Raw genomic sequence first — 17,669 nt, 5'->3', positions numbered from 1 at the left:
GCCGAGTGGGTACCCGCCCGGCCGGGCGCGGAGCGCGCCGACCGGGGCGGGCATCATGCACCGGAAGCGGTACCGGCGCCGGGCGCTGTTCCGCGCCGACGGCCGGTGCCACAGCCGTGGCGGATCAGATACCGGGGCCCGCCACATAGGTGAAGGCGCCGACGTCCGTGGCCGTGCCCGCGGGGTTGGAGAGACCCACGTCGACCGCACCGACGGTACCGGCCGGGGTGACGGCGGACACCGTCGTCGCGTCGATGACCGAGAACGGTGCCGGCACCGAGTCGAACGTGACCTGACTCGTCGAGGTCAGGTTGGTGCCCGTGATCGTCACCGCCGTTCCGCCGGACGTCGGTCCGGAGGCCGGAGTGATCCCGGTGATGGTCGGGACGTCGATGTACGTGTACGACAGACCGTTGTTGGACCCTCCGGCGGTTGTCACACTGACCCCCACCGGCCCGGCTGCCGCACCCGCGGGCACGACGACACTGATCCGGCTGTCCGACAGCACCGTCGGCGTGGCGGTATTGGCGCCGAAGGACACCCCTGTGGCGGTGGACAGGCCGGTGCCGCTGATGACGACGGTGTTGCCGCCTGCGGTGGGGCCCGAGCTCACGCTCAGACCGGACTTGAACGGGGCGCCGACGTAGAAGAACGGGATCGGATTGCTGGTTCCGCCCGGGGTGGTCACCGTCACGCCGACCGAGCCGGAACCGGACGGGGAGACAGCGGTGACCTGGGTGGACGAGACGTTGGTGACACCGGTGGCCGGCTTGGTGCCGAAGAGCACCGCGGTGGTGCCCGTGAGGTTGGTTCCCGTGATGGTGACGGTGGTACCGCCACCGGTGGAGCCCTGGTTGGGACTGATTGGCATGATCGTCCTCCGTGTTCCTTGAACTTACCTCTCGAATCCGGAAGTTGACTTCGAGACGGGCCCGGATCAGGGCCCATGGCCGCGGCTTGGACCACCGGGACGCTGTCCGGCCCCGGCCGTCCGCGCTCACCTCCCGCTCGGCCGGTCCCGGGGACGCCGCTGGGCGAGCCCGGGGAACCTTCCGAAGGGCGCCTGTTGGCGGGGAAGGCTCCGTCATCGGCCGTCCGCCGAACAGGGCACTCGGAGCCGTGACGAGCCGAGTCGCAAGCCGGCCGGCCCCGCAGGCCGTGGCCGGCCGGCTGCTCTCGTGGTCCCGATGACGAGGTGTTCGGTGTGCGCGTATGGTTCGCGCACCGCTCACTTGCAGAGGCCGGGGGCTGCCGCACCAGTCCCTGCTGCTGTTCGGCAGGGACGACTGGTCGGATCCATGTCCTCTACAGGGGCGCCCATCGCGGCCATCCGGAGCAAAAGATGCCGAGGCCCGTCATACGTGGGCGGTCGGCGAACAGAACGGTTCCGCGCTCCCCCGGAGAGGGATGGGCGGCCCACCGGTTTGGTTACGCAAGTGACCCATACAACTGGAATATGACACAAGTGTTGTGACGGGCAGTCACCTGAACGGACGAGCGTACGGAGGGCGGGTGCATCAGTACGCCGGGGGTACCCGAACCCGCCGCCTCTCTCACTGCGCGCCCCACCCGAAACCAGCATGCGCCTGGCGTGTACGCGGGCTGGATCGTTACGGGGTTGCTTCGGGCGGGATGGTGGGCTGCGGCCGGGGGAGCGTGTCCGGCTGCGGTGGTGCTGTCCAACTGGTGAGGGGTTGGAGGGAGCGGGCGGTTTCGGAGCCCGGTTCGACGTTGCGGACGCACAGGGGTTCGCCGACGGGATCGGCGAGCCGGCGGCGGTGTCAGACCCTGCGGACAGCGTCCTCGCTGCCCGGTCACCGCCCCGTCGAAGGAGTCCTCGTGAGCGACGCGTCCTCTCCCGTCCCTGAACTGAACTTGCTCAAGGAGTTCCAGGACAGCCTCGAAGGGCAGTTCTTCGCGCCGGGCTTCGAGCTGTTCAAGTACGACAAGGGCCTGGACTGGTTCTGCGGCGACGCACCCGACGCATACCTGGACCGGCTGATCCCGTTCGCGTACGCGACGCACTCCGGCTCGTACTGCGCCCTGTGGCGCTGCGACGACCGCACCGACCTCGCCACCCTGCCCGTCATCTTCTTCGGTGACGAGGGTGACCTCTGCACAGAGGCCTGCAACCTGCGCGAACTCTTCCGTCTGCTCGCCGCCGAGCCGGACGACCCCGAGGTCCGCGCCCGTCTCGCCTCCCCACGCCAGAGGTATCACGCGTGGCTGCAACGCAACTTCGGGCTCACGCCGCCCGACGGCACGGAGGACGTCGACGGGGAGGTCCTGGCCGAGTACACCCGGCGGTTCGCGCTCTGGGTCTCGGAGTTCGCCTCTGAGGACCTTCTCGGAGATGTGCTCAGCGCACTCGACCTGGACGTACCCACGCCATAGCCGCCGCCCGGCTCACCCCTCCGCCGGAGCCACCCCGATCGGGCACGAGACCCCCGTGCCGCCGATGCCGCAGTAGCCCGCCGGGTTCTTGTCGAGGTACTGCTGGTGATATCCCTCCGCGGGCCAGAACGTGCGGCCCTCCGCCGGGAGGATCTCCGTGGTGATCGTGGAGTGACCGGCGGCCGTGAGGACCTTCTGGTAGGCCTCGCGGGAGGCTGCCACCGCCGCCTCCTGGGCGGGGGAGTGGGTGTAGATCGCCGAGCGGTACTGGGTGCCCACGTCGTTGCCCTGGCGGAAGCCCTGGGTCGGGTCGTGGGACTCCCAGAAGAGCTTCAGGAGCTCGGCGTACGAGACGATCTCCGGGTCGAAGACGACGCGGACCGCCTCCGTGTGGCCGGTCAGGCCCGAGCAGACCTCTTCGTACGCGGGGTTCTCGGTGTAGCCGCCCTGGTAGCCGACGAGCGTCGTCCAGACACCCTCCGTCTGCCAGAACTTGCGCTCGGCGCCCCAGAAGCAGCCCAGCGCGAAGTCCGCGACCTCCAGGCCCTCCGGGTACGGGCCCACCAGGGGGTTGCCGAGGACCGTGTGGTGGGTGGGGACGGTGAATTCGGGGGTGGGGCGGCCCTTCAGGGCCTCCTCCGGGGTGGGGAGCTGCGGGGTGCGGCGTTGCAGGAACATGCGGGGGCTCCTCCTGGGGTGAGTGTGCAGTGCGTACAACGCGGTGGGGGCGCCATGGATTCCGCCCGCCCGGCCGTACGTGCGGTCAGTGCGGCAGCGTCGCCGGGGTGCCGCCATTCGCCTCGTACCCGGCCACCGCCAGCGCCCGGTAGACCGCGTACTCGGCGGCCGGGTCGGGGCCCTGTGTCCAGGGCAGTGCGCCGACGTGGCCGTCGATGTGGACGAGCTGGGCCATCGCCTCCGACCAGCGCTCCATCCGGACCAGGAAGAGGACCAGGAGATGGCGTACGTGGGCGAGCATCGGGTCGTCGGGGCGGGCCGCGTGCACCGCGAACAGGGCGCCCTCGACCGCCTTGGTCACCACCGCGCCGCGGTAGAAGCCCTGCACCAGATTGACCTCGGGCAGGTGCTCGTACACCGCGAAGAGCGGCAGAGCGGCCAGCAGCGAGCCCTGCGGGGCGCGGGCGGCGGCCGCGGTGGCGAAGCGGTCGGCCTCCTCGCGCGAACCGTGCCACTTCTCGCACCAGAAGTGCAGTGCGGCGATGTGCGCGCCCATGTGGGCCGGGGCGCGGTCCATCACCTTCGCCCAGAGCTGGTCGAACTCCTCGTGGGAGTAGCCGAGTCCGCGGGAGACGGCCAGTTCGGTGAGGTACGGAACGGGGTCGCCGGGCGCCAGCAGCGCCGCTTCGCCGCAGACCGTACGGGCCTCCTCCAGAATGATCCGGAAGTCGTCCGTCCCCGCGGTCGACGAGCGCCACGCCTGCTGCACCAGGAACTCCGCGTGCACCGCCGCGCCGCCCGCGTCCTTCGGCGCCTCGGCCCGCCATGTGCGCAGCCACGCACCACCGACCCCGGGCTGCTGCGCCAGCTCCAGCGAGGCGGCCCCGGCGAAGGCCTGCACCCGCTGCCACCGCACCTCGCCCTCCTTGGGCGTACCGGCCAGCAGCTGCGAGGCCGCCCGCCAGTCCTGGGAACGCTGCACGACGTCGAGCACGTCCAGGAGGTCCTGGTCCGGGCCCGGCAGCCGGATGTCCAGCTCCTCCTGGCGCACGAAGCCGTACGCGTCCGGGTCCGCGGCGTCCGGGGAACCCGGCGCGGCCAGGCGGATCCCGCCCCGGCGGCGCAGCACGAAGGGGCCGACGACGGCCGCGAGCATGCACAGGGCGATCAGGAACCAGAGAATCTCCATGCACCCATTGTCACCGGACGGCCCGGTAGTCCGGTGGGCGCCCTCGTGACGAACTACGCTCGGGCCCCATGAGCGACCAGCACAGCTTCGAGACCCTCGCGATCCACGCGGGAAACACCGCCGATCCCCTCACCGGCGCCGTAGTTCCGCCCATCTACCAGGTGTCCACGTACAAGCAGGACGGCGTGGGCGGACTCCGCGGCGGCTACGAGTACAGCCGCAGCGCCAACCCGACCCGTACCGCCCTGGAGGAGAACCTCGCGGCCCTGGAGGGCGGCCGCCGCGGGCTCGCCTTCGCCTCCGGCCTCGCCGCCGAGGACTGCCTGCTCCGTACGCTGCTGACCCCCGGCGACCACGTGGTCATCCCGAACGACGCCTACGGCGGCACGTTCCGGCTGTTCGCGAAGGTCGTCTCGCGGTGGGGCGTCGAGTTCTCCGTCGCCGACACCTCGGACGTGGCGGCGGTGCGGGCGGCGATCACCCCGCGCACCAAGGCGATCTGGGTGGAGACCCCGTCCAACCCGCTGCTCGGCATCACCGACATCGCCGCGATCGCCGGTGTGGCCCGTGCCGCGGGCGCGCGCCTGGTCGTCGACAACACCTTCGCCAGCCCCTACCTCCAGCAGCCCCTGGCCCTGGGCGCCGATGTGGTGGTGCACTCCACCACGAAGTACATGGGCGGCCACTCCGACGTCGTCGGCGGCGCGCTGATCGTCAACGACCCGGAGCTCGCCGAGGAGTTGGCGTACCACCAGAACGCGATGGGCGCGGTCGCCGGACCGTTCGACGCCTGGCTGGTGCTGCGCGGCATCAAGACCCTCGCGGTCCGCATGGACCGGCACTGCGAGAACGCCACCAAGGTCACCGACCTGCTCACCCGGCACCCCAAGGTGACCCAGGTCCTCTACCCGGGGCTGCCCGAGCACCCCGGCCACGAGATCGCCGCCAAGCAGATGAAGGCGTTCGGCGGCATGGTGTCCTTCCGCGTCGAGGGCGGCGAGGAGGCGGCGGTCCAGGTCTGCAACCGGGCGAAGCTGTTCACCCTCGGTGAGTCGCTGGGCGGCGTCGAGTCGCTCGTGGAGCACCCGGGCCGCATGACGCACGCCTCGGCGGCGGGCTCCCCGCTGGAGGTGCCGGCCGACCTCGTCCGCGTCTCCGTCGGCATCGAGAACGCCGACGACCTGCTGGCCGACCTCACGCAGGCGCTCGGCTAGAGCCGGCCGGCCGGGGGATCCGGTCGGTCGGAAGATCCGGGCGGGCTCGAACGCTTCGAGTCCGCCCGGCCGTCCGGGGCCTCGTCAGGCGTTGACCTGCTCGTCCTCCAGCATCGCCCGGATCTGTTCGCGCAGTTCCGGGCTGTCGGTGTGTTCGTGGACGGAGACCGCGTGTTCCGTCGCGGCCCGTACGACTTCCTCCTCCTCACCGGAGATGGTGAGCGAGCAGTGCGACACACTCGGATGCTTGCGGCAGTCGGCGATCTTCCTGGTCATGGCAGCCTCCCGGGGACCATCGCGCAGGACCGCGATCCCCCGCATTCCAGGATAGTTCGGCAGCCAGGACCGCCTACCAGCCCTCCAGGGGCGTCGTCTCGGCCGGTGGTACCTGCCAGGGGTGTACCGCCATCGCCCAGACCGTGAAGGCCACCACCGCGGCGCACGCCAGCACCAGCATCAGCCGGCGGACGAACAGCCGTCGGCGCAGCATCCGGCCGCCGCGCTGCGACGCCCGCCGCGCCAGATCGGCGGGCACCTGCGGATGCGGGCCGTCCAGCATGCGCCGGACCTCGTCCTCCCGGTCGCCGCTGCGGCTCACCGCGCGACCCCCAGCGGGCCCGCCGGGCGCCGCGCCGTGGGACGGCGGGTGCCGCGCATCGTGGCCACCGAGCGGTTGCAGAGCGCCCGTACCCGGTCCACCGGAAGGCCGAGCAGCGCCGCGGTCTGCTCCTCCGCGACCCCCTCGTACAGCCGCAGTACGAGGACGAGGCGCTCCTGCGGTGTCAGCGGGTCCAGCAGACCGCCGCGCGGCCGGTGATGGTGCCAGACCTCTTCGGCGAACCGGACGGCGAGCTCGCGCCGGGTGCGGTCGTACGGGTCCTCGCCGCGCAGCCGGTCCCACTGCGCGTACGTGCACGCCAGCGCGGCCGTCAGCAGCCGCTGGGCCCGGGGATTGGCTCCCGGCGGCCGCATGGGCTCGGCCGTGAGCAGCGTGGCGGTGTGCAGCAGGCGGCCGGCCGCGCCCGCGACGAAGGTCTCGAACTCCTGGGCGCGGCGCCGCTCCCGGCCCGTCTGGCGCTCTCGCACAGTCCACATCCGAGCCCCTTCGCGGGCTCCTGGTCAAGAGGCGTGCAGCAGGTCGGCCCGGGGCCGGAGCGCCCTCAGCCGGCCGGAGGCGCCTGGTGCGAGGTCTGGCGGGCGGCCAGCGACGCGTTGAACCGGGTGAGCAGTGCGCAGAACGTCTCGCGCTCCTCGGCCGTCCAGCCGTCCGTCACCTGCGTCATGAGCTCGCGGCGGGAGCCGCGGACCTCGTCCAGCCGGGCCTGGCCGCGCGGCGACAGCTGGAGCACGACGGCGCGGCCGTCCTCGGGGTGCGAGGTGCGCTTGACCAGTCCGGTGTCGACGAGCGGGGCGACCTGCCGGGTCACGGTCGAGGAGTCGATCCCCATGCCCGCGGCGAGCGCCTTGACGCCCATCGGCCCTTCCCGGTCCAGCCGGTTGAGCAGGAGATAGGCGGCCCGGTCCATGGAATTGCGTACCTGGCCGACACCGCCGAGGCGGGTCTGCTCGGCACGGCGGGCGAATACCGCGACCTGGTGCTGCAGAGCGTCGAGGACGTGGTCGGAACCCGTGGGTTCGGGGGCGGCGCCCCCGGAAGGAGACGCAGCTGTCGTCATGTCCTGAGGGGGCATGGCCGGGGGCTCTCTTCGTGCGGTGTCGGATGGGTGGGGGACAGAGTACGCGGCCACGGGGCAACGCGTACCAGCGCTGCGCAAACCCGTGGACAACGGCCCAGGAGGGGACGGGACGCGGCGGCCGGTGCCCTGCCGAGCTGCAAGACTTACCGTATGAACTTCCGCGCGACCGGCCACTTTCCCCCGCTGATCCTCGACGACGTCCGCGGGGCGCAGAAGATGCTCTCCGGCGTGGCCAGGATGACCGCCATGGAAGGCAGCCGCCACCTGACCGGCCTGGTGGGCGCGCCGGTCCACCTCAAGTGCGAGAACCTGCAGCGGACCGGCTCGTTCAAACTGCGTGGTGCGTACGTACGCATCGCGGGGCTGTCGCCGGTGGAGCGGGCGGCCGGGGTCGTCGCCGCGAGCGCCGGAAACCATGCGCAGGGTGTCGCACTCGCGTCTGCGCTGCTCGGCGTACGGTCGACGGTCTTCATGCCGGTCGGGGCGCCGCTGCCGAAGGTGGCCGCCACCCGCCAGTACGGGGCCGAGGTCCGGCTGCACGGCCATGTCGTCGACGAGACGCTGGCCGCCGCGCAGGAGTACGCGCAGGAGACCGGTGCGGTCTTCATCCATCCCTTCGACCACCCGGACATCATCGCCGGGCAGGGCACGGTGGGCCTGGAGATCCTCGAACAGTGCCCCGAGGTGCGGACCATCGTCGTGGGGATCGGCGGCGGCGGGCTCGCGGCGGGCATCGCGGTGGCGGTCAAGGCGGTCCGGCCCGATGTGCGGATCGTCGGGGTGCAGGCGGCGGGCGCGGCCTGCTACCCGCCCTCGCTGGCCGCGGGCCATCCGGTGTCGATCGATTCGCCGACCACGATGGCGGACGGCATCAAGGTGGGGCGCCCCGGCGATGTGCCGTTCGAGCTGGTCAGGGAGTTGGTCGACGAGGTCCGTACGGTCTCCGAGGACGAGCTGTCCAGTGCGCTGCTGCTCTGCCTGGAGCGGGCGAAGCTGGTGGTGGAGCCGGCCGGGGCGAGCCCGGTCGCGGCGCTGCTGAGCGATCCGAAGTCGTTCCACGGGCCGGTGGTCGCGCTCCTTTCGGGCGGCAACGTGGACCCGCTGCTGATGCAGCGCATCCTGACCCACGGCATGGTGGCGGCCGGGCGGTACCTGAGCCTGCGGCTGCGGCTGACCGACCGCCCCGGCGCGCTGGCCACGCTGCTGGGCGTGCTCTCGGTGGTCGACGCCAATGTGCTCGACATCGGTCATGTGCGGACCGATCCCCGGCTCGGGCTCACCGAGGTCGAGGTGGAGCTCCAGCTGGAGACGAAGGGTCCGGAGCACTGCGCGGAGGTCTCGGCGGCGCTGCGGGACGCGGGCTATCTGGTGATGGACTGAGAGGGCCGGCCCGCACCTGCGCCGTACCGAACCCTTGTCAGTCGCGATGTATCGCGTTACGTTTGCTGTCGGCGCCGGATTGTCGCGGGCATGCCTGCCTCCATGCGTTCACCGGGCGCGGAAAGACCGTCAAACCTAGGATCTGTTGAGGAAGTCACCCGAACGCACTGGGGGAATCCCGTATGCCAGGCGCCATCCATGCCGAAGGCCTGGTGAAGACCTTCGGCGATGTACGAGCACTCGGCGGTGTCGATCTCGATGTGCCGGAAGGCACCGTCCTCGGACTTCTCGGCCCCAACGGCGCAGGCAAGACGACCGCCGTGCGCGTCCTCACCACACTGCTCAGGCCCGACAGCGGCAGGGCCGTCGTCGCGGGCATCGACGTGCTGAAGAAACCCAACGAGGTACGCAGATCGATCGGCCTCTCCGGCCAGTTCGCCGCGGTCGACGAGTATCTGACCGGCCGTGAGAACCTCCAGATGGTCGGCCGGCTCTACCAGATGACCGCACGGGACGCGAAGGCCAGGGCGGGGGAGCTGCTGGAGCGGTTCAACCTCGCCGACGCCGCCGACCGCACGGCCAAGACGTACTCCGGGGGCATGCGGCGCCGCCTCGACCTGGCCGCGGCGCTCGTCGTCTCCCCGCCGGTCATGTTCATGGACGAGCCGACCACCGGCCTCGACCCGCGCAACCGGCAGCAGCTCTGGGAGGTCATCGAGGAACTTGTCGCGGGTGGCACCACGCTGCTGCTCACCACGCAGTACCTGGAGGAGGCCGACCGTCTCGCCCACGAGATCTGCGTGATCGACCACGGCCTGGTCATCGCCCGGGGCACCTCCGACGAGCTCAAGGCCCGCACCGGCGGCGAGCGCGTCGAGGTGGTGGTCCACCAGCGCGACCAGATCGAGCCGGCCCGCGCCGTCCTCGCCCACCTCGGCAAGGGCGAGGTCGCCGTCGCCGAGCACATGCGCAAGCTGACCGTCCCGGTCCTCGGCGGGGCCAAGCTGCTGGCCGAGGTCATCCGCGACCTCGACGCCCGTGGCGTGGAGATCGACGACATCGGGCTGCGCCGCCCCACCCTCGACGACGTCTTCCTCTCGCTGACCGGCCACACGGCGGGTACGCAGAACGGGGACGGGACCGGCGACGGAAACGGCGACGGGACCGGCGACGGAAACGGCGACGGGACCGGCGACACGACCGGGACCGGGACCGGGGCCGGGGCCGCCGCCGGCCGGCCCGGCGGCTCCCTGGCGGGAACGGAGGCGGTCAAGTGAGCGCGACAACCGGAACGCCCTTGACCTCCGCCGCACCCAGGGCGGGCGGCGGGATCGGGCAGTCGATGCGCGACTCGCTCGTCATCGCCCGCCGCAACCTCATCCGGATGGCCCGGATACCCGAGATGATCATCTTCGGGCTCATCCAGCCGATCATGTTCGTCGTGCTGTTCAGCTACGTCTTCGGCGGCTCGATGATGATCGGCGGCTCCACCAGCCCCGTCGAGTACCGGAACTTCCTGATGGCCGGCATCTTCGCGCAGACCGTGACCTTCGCCACCGCCGGGGCCGGTGCGGGCATCGCCGACGACATGCACAAGGGCCTCATCGACCGGTTCCGCTCGCTGCCCATGGCGCGCGGCGCGGTCCTCACCGGCCGTACGCTCGCCGACCTCGTCCAGACGACGCTGACCCTGCTGGTCCTCGCCGTCGTCGCGCTGCTGGTCGGCTGGCGCACCCACGAGAACATCGGCAAGGTGCTCGGCGGCTTCGCGCTGCTGCTCCTGCTGGGGTACGCCTTCTCCTGGATCGGGGCGCTGATCGGCCTCTCGGTCCGCACCCCCGAGGCGGCCACCTCCGGCGGGCTGATCTGGCTCTTCCCGGTCACGTTCATCTCGAACGCCTTCGTGCCCACCGAGAACATGGCGAGCTGGCTCCAGCCGATCGCCGAATGGAATCCGTTCAGCGCCACCGTCCAGGCGTGCCGGGTGCTCTTCGGCAACCCGGGCGTGTCGCCGTCGGACGCCTGGCCGATGGTGCACCCGGTCTGGGCGTCGCTGATCTGGTCCCTGCTGATCCTGGTGGTCTTCCGCACCCTGGCGGTGCGCAAGTACCGGCAGGTGGCGGTCTGAGCACAGCCGCACACGCCAGGAGCCCCCGGCCCGACGGGCCGGGGGCTCCTGGCATCGGTGTACGGGATCAGCCGGTGTACGGCTTCGCCGCGAGGATCTTCACGGTGGCCGTCTTGCCGTTCGGCAGCTCGTACTCGGCGTCGTCGCCCATCCGCTTGCCGTTCACGCCGGTGCCGAGCGGCGACTGCGGGGAGTACGTCTCGATGTCCGAGCTCGCGTACTCGCGGGAGGCGAGCAGGAAGGTCATCGTGTCGTCCGGGTCGCCGTCGAAGGCGATCGTCACGACCATGCCGGGCTCGACCACGCCGTCGTCGGCAGGTGCCTCGCCGACCTTCGCGTGCTCCAGGAGCTGGGTCAGCTGGCGCACCCGGAGCTCCATCTTGCCCTGCTCCTCCTTGGCGGCGTGATACCCGCCGTTCTCGCGCAGGTCGCCCTCCTCACGGGCCGCCGCGATCTTTACGGCGATTTCCGTGCGCGCGGGACCAGACAGGTACTCCAGCTCGGCCTTGAGCTGGTTGTACGCCTCCTGCGTGAGCCAGGTGACGTTTTCGCTGGTCTGGGTCACAGGGTGCTCCTCGTCGGTACTGGGAATACAAAGCATCGCCCTACCCGTAAGCATGTGCCTTCACGGGTGGGCGAAACCACGAGCCTAACAATTCCGCAGGAAAAGGGGGAGAAGGTAAAACGTCGGGACCGCGTAGACGCAGGTCAGGCCCGGACGCGGCGGTTCAGGACCGGCGTGCGCCGGTCAATGGGAGGCCCCGCCGTCGGTGGTGCAGCCCAGCAGCTCGACGCTGGTGGCCCTGGCCGTCGTACGCAGCGAAACGATCCGGTCGATCCGGTCGGTGCGCTCGTCGAAGCGGAAGTCCTTGCGGGCCACGTCGCTGCCGTCCTCGTGCTGAGCGCGCAGGGTGCAGTAGCCCTTGGCGTCCTTGTCCTTGCGCACTTCGAGGTGGACGTCGACGCGCTGGTCCGAGACGACCTGGCGCTTGATCACCTCGGCGCTGATGCCCTGGCCGGTGATGTAGTCGTAGCCGATCCAGCCGACCACAGCGAGAAGCACGACGCCCAGCACCGAGCCGATGATCTTGAGCTTGCGGTCCGCGAGCTGGTCCGCGGAGCGGCCGTAGCGGTTCTCCGGAAGCGCTTCGCGCACCGCCGTCATGATCGTTCCTCCTGTGCCGGGGATCGAGGAATTTTCCACCCCCCGGTTTCGGTCACTATAGAAGCCTGCCTACATGCCGAATCACTGAGGATCGAGTCTTGACCGAGCAGCTGCGACTGATGGCCGTCCACGCCCACCCCGACGACGAGTCGAGCAAGGGCGCGGCCACCATGGCCAAGTATGTTTCCGAGGGGGTGGACGTGCTGGTGGTGACCTGCACGGGAGGCGAGCGCGGCTCCATCCTCAACCCGAAGCTCCAGGGGGACGCGTACATCGAGGAGAACATCCACGAGGTGCGCAGGAAGGAGATGGACGAGGCCCGGGAGATCCTGGGCGTCGACCAGGAGTGGCTGGGATTCGTCGACTCGGGTCTGCCCGAGGGCGACCCGCTGCCCCCGCTGCCCGAGGGCTGCTTCGCGCTGGAGGACGAGGAGAAGGCCGCCGCGCGGCTCGTCCGCAGCATCCGTGCGTTCCGGCCGCAGGTCATCACGACGTACGACGAGAACGGCGGATACCCGCACCCCGACCACATCATGACCCACAAGATCACGATGATCGCCTTCGACGGTGCGGCGGACGCCGAGAAGTTCCCCGAGTCGGAGTTCGGCCCGGCCTGGCAGCCGCAGAAGCTCTACTACAACCAGGGCTTCAACCGGCCGCGCACGGTGGCGCTGCACGAGGCGCTGCTGGCCCGTGGCCTGGAGTCGCCGTACGGCGACTGGCTGAAGCGCTGGAAGGAGTTCGAGCGCGACGAGCGCACGCTGACCACGCACGTTCCGTGCGCGGACTTCTTCGAGATCCGTGACAAGGCGCTGATCGCGCACGCCACGCAGATCGATCCGGACGGCGGCTGGTTCCGCGTCCCGATGGACATCCAGAAGGAGGTCTGGCCCACCGAGGAGTACGAGCTGGCGAAGTCTCTCGTCGATACATCCCTCCCCGAGAGCGACCTCTTCGCGGGCATCCGCGACAATGCCTGATATGTACGCGACCCAGGCACTGACCGACCTCGTTCCGCTTGCTGAAGAGCTCGACAAGAACAAGGTGACCCCAGGCGTTCTCGGCTTCATCGTCTTCGCGGCGCTCGCCGTGGGCGTGTGGCTGCTGATGAAGTCCATGAACCGGCACATGGGCAAGGTCGACTTCGAGGAGGCCCCGGATCCGGACGCCGAGGCCGACGCCCCCGTGGCGGCCGGTTCCGCGAAGCGGAAGTAGCCGGAAGCGGCAGGCGGGGGCGGTTCCGGAGTTCCGGAGCCGCCCCGGGCACGAATCCGGCCGGTCGGTGACCGGCCGGATTCAGGGCTGTCCTCGGCCCGCGGCTGCCCTCAGCCGCCGGACGGGCCGTACGCGGCCGGCACCGGTACGCCCATGACCTCCCGGGCATGGCGTGTCGGCGTCATGCCCAGGCGCCACGCCTGCCACCCGTCCTCCAGGTCCACGCCGCGGTTCAGCACCACCGTGAACGCCGCCGCGCAGTCCTCCAGCTTGCCGTCGCGCGCCGGGTGGCCGGCCCGCACCAGCTCGGCCAGCTCCTCCTGGGCCACCGCCGTGCCCACCTCGCTGCCGCCCGGTGACGCGTAGGGCAGCAGCGTGCAGCGCAGGAAGCGGGCCCAGTCCGCGCCCCGCGCGTCGCCGTACGAGTCGAACAGCTCCACCGCCTCGCCGCACAGCTCCAGCGCCTGCGGGGAACGGTTGTTGCCCGCGTCGATCAGCGCCAGCTCCAGGCACGTCCACGCCTCGCCATGGGCGACCCCGATGCGCCGGAAGTCGGCGCGGGCGTCCATCAGGAGCTGGCGGGCGAAGCCGGAGTTGCGCAGGTTCCCGGTCTGGGCCGCCCGCTGGTCACGGGTGACCCGGCCCGAGTGGTGGCGGGCGCACGCCAGCCCGTACACGTCCCGCATCCGGGAGAACATCGTGCGGGCCCGCTCCAGCTGCCGCACCGCCCGGTCCGTGTCGCCGTTCTCCTCCAGGGCCTGGCCCAGGTAGAACAGCGTCCACGCCTCGCCGCGCGCGTCCTCGTTGTCCCGGTGCCGCTCCAGCGCCCGGTTCAGCTGCTCCACCGCCGGGGCAGGGTCGCCGTCCAGGAGCCGGGCACGGGCCAGCTGGGTCAGCGCCCACGCCTCGCCCCGCTCGTCACGGGTACTGCCGTACAGGTCCAGGGCCGTGCGCAGCGCCTCCTCGGCCCGCTCCACGTCGCCCATCCGCAGCAGGGTCTGGCCGAGCTGGAACCGCGTCCACGCCTCGCCGTGCAGCGACTCGCCCTCCCGGTGCAGGGTCAGCGCCGTGTCCAGCAGGGACAGCGCCTCCGCGAGCCGGGCCCGGTCGCGTTCGACGGCCGCCAGGGCGTGCATCGACCAGGCCCGGTCCTCCGCCTGCTCCTCGGAGGACTGCAGCTCGATCGCCTCGCGCAGCCGCGCCGACGCCTCGGTCAGATTGCCCTGGTGGTGCAGGGTGATGCCGAGCGAGCAGAGCGCCAGCGCGGTACCCGCCTCGTTCTGCGCCTCGCGGTAGAGGCCGACCACCGACGACAGGGTGGTGCGGGCCTTGTCCAGCTCGCCGAGTTGCCGGGCCGCGATGCCGGTGCGCCACTGCACGGACCGCTCCAGCAGCCCCTTGTCCACCGCCTGCGTCAACTCGCTGATCTCGCCCAGCCGGTAGAGGTCGCCGCGCAGCAGGCAGTAGTCGCACAGCGCGCCCAGCAGGTCCAGCACGGCGGCCTGGTCGACGCCCTCGGCGTGCCGCAGCGCGGAGGTGATGAAGCTCGACTCGTCGTCCAGCCAGCGCAGCGCCGAGTCCAGCGAACCGAAGCCGTGCGAGCCGAACTGACCGGCCCGGGTGGACATCTTGCCGTCCACCATCCGGATCACCGCACCGGCCAGGTCCGCGTAGTTGCGGATCAGCCGCTCCTGCGCGGCGGTACGGTCCGCCTCCTCCTCCTCGTCCCGCAGCCGGTCCAGTGCGAAGCCCCGTACGAGGTCGTGCAGCCGGTAGCGCGAGCCCCGGACATGGGTCAGCAGCCCGGCCCCGGCCAGCGCCTTCAGCAGCCGCTCGGCCTCCTGCTCGTCGGCGGACAGCAGGGCCGCCGCCGCGGCCGCCCCCAGGCTCGCCCGCCCGGCCAGCGCGAGCCGGCGCAGCAGCCGCCGTGCCTGCTCGGACTGGTCGGTGTAGCGCAGCCACAGCGCCCGCTCGACCGGGGTGACCGGACCGTACCCGGCGAGAGAGGCGGCGAGGTCGTCGCGGGTGCGGGTCCCGAGCGAGGAGCCCGCGATGCGCAGGGCGAGCGGCAGCCCGCCGCACAGCTCGGCGACGGTGTCCGTCGCCCGGGAGTCGTACGGCCCCTCCTCCCGGGTCTCGGCCGCCTCGCGCAGCAGCTCCTCCGCACCGGCCGCGTCGAGTGCGCCGACCGGCAGCTGATGGACCCGGGCCGGGACGTCGTCCGGCAGCCGGAGGGGCTCGCGGGCGGTGACCAGGACGAGGCTGTCGGAACGCTCGGGGATCAGGGTGCGCACCTGCGCCGCGTCGCCCGCGTCGTCGAGGACGACCGTCACGGGGGTGCCGGTCAGATGCTGGTGGTACAGCTCGCTCAGCCGCCGCACCTGCTGCTCGGCCGACGCCCGGCCCCGGGCCGACGGGTCCGCCCCGCCGCCGGGCGCCGCCCCGTCCCGGAACAGCAGCTGATCACGGGGCGCGCCCAGCCGGTTCAGCAGGTGCAGCAGCGCGTCGCGGGTCGGCAGCGGCGCCTCACCGGCCACGTCGCCGCGCAGATCGACCACGCAGGCGCCGCGGAACAGGTCCTTCAGGCTGTGCGCGGCCCGCACCGCGAGCGTGGTGCGCCCCGAGCCGGGCGTGCCGTGCAGGACGACGACGGTCGGCTTGGTCTCCGTCGACGCGCGGGCCTCCCGCACCCACTGCGCGATCTGCGCCAATTCGGTCCGCCGCCCCGCGAACGGCCCGTCGGAATCGGGCAGATGGCCGAACGACTGCTCCAGGACCGCGCGGGTACGGGCCGCCGCGCTGCGGTCCGTGCGGCGCGGCGACGGAGCGGTCCGCGACTGCGGGGGGACCTTCTTCGCCGGGGTGCGGGACGAGGCGGTGAGCATCCGCTGCTGGTCGATGAAGGGGCGGATGCCCCGTACCTCCAGCGCGGCCAGCCACTGCAGCCGCAACTGTTCGGCACCGCCGGGCTGTCCGAGCGCCCCGGCCCGCCGGTGGGCTGCGGGCCAGTGCGAGGCGGTGACCTTGGCGACGGTGGCGGTGGCCCCCGCGACCGCGACGACGGCGCCCGCGCCGAGGGCCGGCCCCGCCGCCGTACCGAACGCGACATCCGCGCCGACGGCGGCGATCGCGGCGACTCCGGTCACCAGCAGGGGAGTTCCCAGCGTGGCCCGGCTGAACCGCTGCGACAGCGGCCGCGCCCCGGCCTCCGCGGCGTCCAGCGCCTGGAGGTACGCGGCGTACTCGTCGTCCGCCGCGGCCGCCAGCGAATCCAGCGCCGCTCGCCCGCGCGCCGTCAGCGTGGCGGCGTCCGCCCGGCCGCCCGAGCGCCGTACCTCTTCCTCCACGGCGCGCACCAACAGCCCTTCGGCTTCGGCCCGATGGCTGTCCCGCATGTGTGTCCCCCTCCGGATACGACGGTCGGCCCTGCCTCGGCCGGGATCGCCGCCCAGTCTCCTGCTTGCGGCGCGTCGGCGCGAGGGAGTGACGCCCGGCACTGCGTGGCGCCGGCCGGCCAGGTGGCGTCCGAGGCGGAAATGCGGAAGGCTCGCGCGCATGGTTTCGGTAGTGCAGAACGTGGCGATCGACTGTGCGGATGCCTATGGGCTGGCCCGGTTCTGGAGCGGGGCGACCGGCCGTCCGCTGCATCCGGAGGCCGGCCCGGGGGACCGGGAGACTCAGGTGATGCTGGAGCAGGGCCCGGTGCTGTACTTCAACCAGGTGCCCGAGCCCAAGCAGATCAAGAACCGGATCCACCTGTGCCTGCGCCCCGAGACCTCGCGCGAGCAGGAGGTGGAACGGCTGCTGGGCCTCGGCGCCGGCTTCGTCAGCGATCACCGCAATCCCGACGGCTCCGGCTGGGCGGTCCTCGCCGACCCCGAAGGCAACGAGTTCTGCGTCCTGCGCAGCGAGTCCGACCGGGCCGCGACGAGTCCCTGACGCGCGTACGTGCGCCTGCCCGCCGTCCCGGCCCGCGGACGGGGAAGCCGCGTCTGCCCGGCCGGTACGCTTCCGGGGTGACGGAGCACACCGGGCAGGACGGGAGGCGTCCCGCGAACGACGGGCCGAAGGCGGCCGCCCGTAACCGGGCCGCTCTGGTCACCGCCGCCCGGGAGATCTTCGCGGAGCACGGTCTGGAGGCGCCGCTGTCCGCGATCGCGCGCAGGGCCGGGGTCGGGCAGGGCGTTCTCTACCGGCACTTCCCGGACCGGACCGCCGCGGTGGCCGCTGTTCTGGAAGAGAATGTGCGGCAGATCGAGCGGGCGGCCGAGGCCGAGAGCGCGACCTTCGCCGGTGTTCTCGGTGTGCTGACCTGGCATCTGACCGAGTCGGCGGCCTTCATCGGTCTCCTGCACGCCGACCGGGCGGCCAGTCGCTCCGAGATCCGCGCACATGCCCTGGGCCTGTCCGAACGCGTGGAGCGCGCCTTGCGGACACGGCTTCCCGGCGGTCATCGGCTGAGTGCCGCGAACGACCTCGTGCTCGCGTTCGCCATGGTCTCGGCCGCCGTGACCGGCCCCACCCGCGAGGAGCGGGAACACCGGGCGCTGGCCGCCTGGCGGCTGCTCGGCGTCGAGGTGGGGCCGGTACGGGCCTTCGGCGGTTGAGC

19 protein-coding genes are annotated in these 17,669 nt (G+C 71.8%); 9 read left to right on the top strand and 10 right to left on the bottom strand.

Annotated elements, in window-relative coordinates:
* Window positions 1–124 precede the first annotated feature (124 nt).
* Window positions 125–871 carry an IPT/TIG domain-containing protein gene (locus OG842_RS14900; protein ID WP_328512253.1) on the bottom strand — a complete coding sequence of 249 codons (747 nt, stop codon included), beginning with the start codon at window positions 869–871 and terminating at the stop codon, window positions 125–127.
* 968 nt (window positions 872–1,839) lie between these two features.
* Here OG842_RS14900 and OG842_RS14895 point away from each other — a divergent pair.
* Window positions 1,840–2,394: a hypothetical protein gene (locus OG842_RS14895; protein ID WP_266730114.1), complete on the top strand. Its 555-nt coding sequence runs from the start codon at window positions 1,840–1,842 to the stop codon at window positions 2,392–2,394.
* Window positions 2,395–2,406: 12 nt separating this feature from the next.
* On the opposite strand, the gene msrA is transcribed toward OG842_RS14895, so the two are convergent.
* Window positions 2,407–3,072, bottom strand: coding sequence for a peptide-methionine (S)-S-oxide reductase MsrA (gene msrA / locus OG842_RS14890; protein ID WP_266730113.1), 666 nt, complete (start codon window positions 3,070–3,072; stop codon window positions 2,407–2,409).
* A gap of 85 nt (window positions 3,073–3,157) precedes the next feature.
* On the bottom strand, window positions 3,158–4,261 hold the full coding sequence (locus OG842_RS14885) for a hypothetical protein (protein ID WP_266730112.1): 1,104 nt from the start codon (window positions 4,259–4,261) through the stop codon (window positions 3,158–3,160).
* 68 nt (window positions 4,262–4,329) lie between these two features.
* On the opposite strand from OG842_RS14885, the gene OG842_RS14880 reads away from it, so the two are divergent.
* Window positions 4,330–5,475 carry a cystathionine gamma-synthase gene (locus OG842_RS14880; protein WP_266415071.1) on the top strand — a complete coding sequence of 382 codons (1,146 nt, stop codon included), beginning with the start codon at window positions 4,330–4,332 and terminating at the stop codon, window positions 5,473–5,475.
* An 84-nt stretch (window positions 5,476–5,559) separates the two neighbouring features.
* Here the strand turns inward: OG842_RS14880 and OG842_RS14875 are convergent, their stop codons facing one another.
* From OG842_RS14875 to OG842_RS14860, 4 genes are all read right to left on the bottom strand, one after another.
* Window positions 5,560–5,751, bottom strand: a complete 192-nt coding sequence (locus tag OG842_RS14875; RefSeq protein ID WP_266730111.1) for a DUF1059 domain-containing protein — start codon at window positions 5,749–5,751, stop codon at window positions 5,560–5,562.
* 73 nt (window positions 5,752–5,824) lie between these two features.
* Entirely contained in the window at window positions 5,825–6,073 is a 249-nt protein-coding gene (locus OG842_RS14870; RefSeq protein ID WP_266730109.1) for a hypothetical protein, read from the bottom strand.
* Window positions 6,070–6,561 (bottom strand): sigma factor-like helix-turn-helix DNA-binding protein, encoded by a 492-nt coding sequence (locus tag OG842_RS14865; protein WP_266733597.1) that lies wholly within the window; start codon window positions 6,559–6,561, stop codon window positions 6,070–6,072. The genes OG842_RS14870 and OG842_RS14865 overlap by 4 nt, the downstream gene beginning before the upstream one ends.
* 74 nt (window positions 6,562–6,635) lie before the next feature.
* Complete coding sequence (locus OG842_RS14860; protein ID WP_266730107.1) at window positions 6,636–7,166, bottom strand: MarR family winged helix-turn-helix transcriptional regulator; 531 nt, start codon at window positions 7,164–7,166, stop codon at window positions 6,636–6,638.
* Between the two features lie 156 nt (window positions 7,167–7,322).
* Between OG842_RS14860 and ilvA the strand changes: the two genes are divergently transcribed.
* The 3 genes from ilvA (at window position 7,323) to OG842_RS14845 (ending at window position 10,680) form a co-directional block, all read left to right on the top strand.
* Window positions 7,323–8,552: a threonine ammonia-lyase gene (gene ilvA, locus OG842_RS14855; RefSeq protein ID WP_266730105.1), complete on the top strand. Its 1,230-nt coding sequence runs from the start codon at window positions 7,323–7,325 to the stop codon at window positions 8,550–8,552.
* Window positions 8,553–8,734: 182 nt separating this feature from the next.
* On the top strand, window positions 8,735–9,829 hold the full coding sequence (locus OG842_RS14850) for an ATP-binding cassette domain-containing protein (protein WP_266730104.1): 1,095 nt from the start codon (window positions 8,735–8,737) through the stop codon (window positions 9,827–9,829).
* Window positions 9,826–10,680, top strand: a complete 855-nt coding sequence (locus OG842_RS14845; RefSeq protein WP_266730103.1) for an ABC transporter permease — start codon at window positions 9,826–9,828, stop codon at window positions 10,678–10,680. The genes OG842_RS14850 and OG842_RS14845 overlap by 4 nt, the downstream gene beginning before the upstream one ends.
* Before the next feature lie 67 nt (window positions 10,681–10,747).
* Here the strand turns inward: OG842_RS14845 and greA are convergent, their stop codons facing one another.
* On the bottom strand, window positions 10,748–11,245 hold the full coding sequence (gene greA, locus OG842_RS14840) for a transcription elongation factor GreA (RefSeq protein ID WP_093550387.1): 498 nt from the start codon (window positions 11,243–11,245) through the stop codon (window positions 10,748–10,750).
* Window positions 11,246–11,428: 183 nt separating this feature from the next.
* Window positions 11,429–11,845 (bottom strand): DUF4307 domain-containing protein, encoded by a 417-nt coding sequence (locus OG842_RS14835; RefSeq protein ID WP_266730100.1) that lies wholly within the window; start codon window positions 11,843–11,845, stop codon window positions 11,429–11,431.
* Window positions 11,846–11,943: 98 nt separating this feature from the next.
* Here OG842_RS14835 and mca point away from each other — a divergent pair, with 98 nt between their 5' ends.
* Window positions 11,944–12,825 carry a mycothiol conjugate amidase Mca gene (gene mca, locus OG842_RS14830; protein ID WP_266730098.1) on the top strand — a complete coding sequence of 294 codons (882 nt, stop codon included), beginning with the start codon at window positions 11,944–11,946 and terminating at the stop codon, window positions 12,823–12,825.
* Between the two features lies 1 nt (window position 12,826).
* A complete protein-coding gene (locus tag OG842_RS14825) occupies window positions 12,827–13,060 on the top strand; it encodes a hypothetical protein (RefSeq protein ID WP_266730096.1) in 234 nt (77 codons plus the stop codon).
* A 110-nt stretch (window positions 13,061–13,170) separates the two neighbouring features.
* Here OG842_RS14825 and OG842_RS14820 read toward each other — a convergent pair whose 3' ends face one another.
* Complete coding sequence (locus tag OG842_RS14820) at window positions 13,171–16,455, bottom strand: tetratricopeptide repeat protein (protein WP_266730095.1); 3,285 nt, start codon at window positions 16,453–16,455, stop codon at window positions 13,171–13,173.
* Between the two features lie 160 nt (window positions 16,456–16,615).
* Between OG842_RS14820 and OG842_RS14815 the strand changes: the two genes are divergently transcribed.
* Together OG842_RS14815 and OG842_RS14810 are read left to right on the top strand one after the other, a co-directional pair.
* On the top strand, window positions 16,616–16,999 hold the full coding sequence (locus OG842_RS14815; protein WP_266730093.1) for a VOC family protein: 384 nt from the start codon (window positions 16,616–16,618) through the stop codon (window positions 16,997–16,999).
* A 77-nt stretch (window positions 17,000–17,076) separates the two neighbouring features.
* On the top strand, window positions 17,077–17,667 hold the full coding sequence (locus OG842_RS14810; protein WP_266730091.1) for a TetR/AcrR family transcriptional regulator: 591 nt from the start codon (window positions 17,077–17,079) through the stop codon (window positions 17,665–17,667).
* Window positions 17,668–17,669 lie beyond the last annotated feature (2 nt).

Origin of the sequence: Streptomyces sp. NBC_00376, from assembly GCF_036077095.1 — a bacterium.
GTDB lineage: Bacteria > Actinomycetota > Actinomycetes > Streptomycetales > Streptomycetaceae > Streptomyces.
Note: the sequence above shows the minus strand (reverse complement) of the source record. Positions and strands in the feature narration are given on the sequence as shown.